2 protein-coding genes are annotated in these 654 nt (G+C 33.2%); both read left to right on the forward strand.

The window, feature by feature from the left end; translation table 11 throughout:
- The coding region (locus CP367_RS10545; protein WP_158227337.1) for an FtsW/RodA/SpoVE family cell cycle protein at window positions 1–301 on the forward strand (301 nt) is incomplete at its 5' end.
- On the forward strand, window positions 298–642 hold the full coding sequence (locus CP367_RS10550; RefSeq protein ID WP_005718878.1) for a YlbG family protein: 345 nt from the start codon (window positions 298–300) through the stop codon (window positions 640–642). The genes CP367_RS10545 and CP367_RS10550, both read left to right, overlap by 4 nt.
- Window positions 643–654 lie beyond the last annotated feature (12 nt).

Genomic DNA, 654 nt, shown 5'->3' on the forward strand with positions numbered 1-654 from the left:
TCTGACAATTTTATTGGTTGGATTACTCTTTTATTTGATGTGGCAGATTATGGAAGTTGGGGTTCACGCGGTTTCTCAATTCGACGCATTAATTTGCTTTGGCGTGACGACTATTATTTTTACAGAAGCATTCTTTAATATCGGTGCAGTACTAGGATTGTTGCCGATTACGGGGGTTACGCTGCCATTTATTTCATATGGTGGTTCATCAATGATTGTCTTGACTGCTGCGATTGGTTTAGTACTGAACGTTTCAGCAAATGAAAAAATGTTACAAGAAAAGGATGAAACAGTTGCATGAGTATCAATAAAGAAATTGAAAGTACCCACTTAATTAAAAGGGTAGCATTGATTATTTATTTAAAATCAGTTAGTGATCAATATAAGTTGCGCCATTTTGGTGACATTGTTTATTTTTCTAAAAAAATGAAATATTGTGTTCTTTATGTTAATCGCAACGAATGCAATGAAATCAAAGGACAAATTGCTCATTTGGATTTTGTTAATCATGTCGAAATTTCAGCTGAAGAAGAAGTAAATTTGGATAGCCAACATATTGAAAATCAATTAGCTGAGATGGCCCAAAAAGCAGAAAAGAAATTGCAACTTGAACAAGAAAAAAGTGAGAATCAACTAAAATGAGAATTATTTCAG

The sequence above is a fragment of the Lactobacillus sp. UMNPBX16 genome, assembly GCF_002553775.1.
In the GTDB taxonomy this organism is placed as follows: domain Bacteria; phylum Bacillota; class Bacilli; order Lactobacillales; family Lactobacillaceae; genus Lactobacillus; species Lactobacillus crispatus.

What these genes read in the sequence shown, in the direction of transcription:
- CP367_RS10550 (WP_005718878.1), top strand. Translation starts at nt 298, where the DNA reads ATGAGTATCAATAAAGAAATTGAAAGTACCCACTTAATTAAAAGGGTA.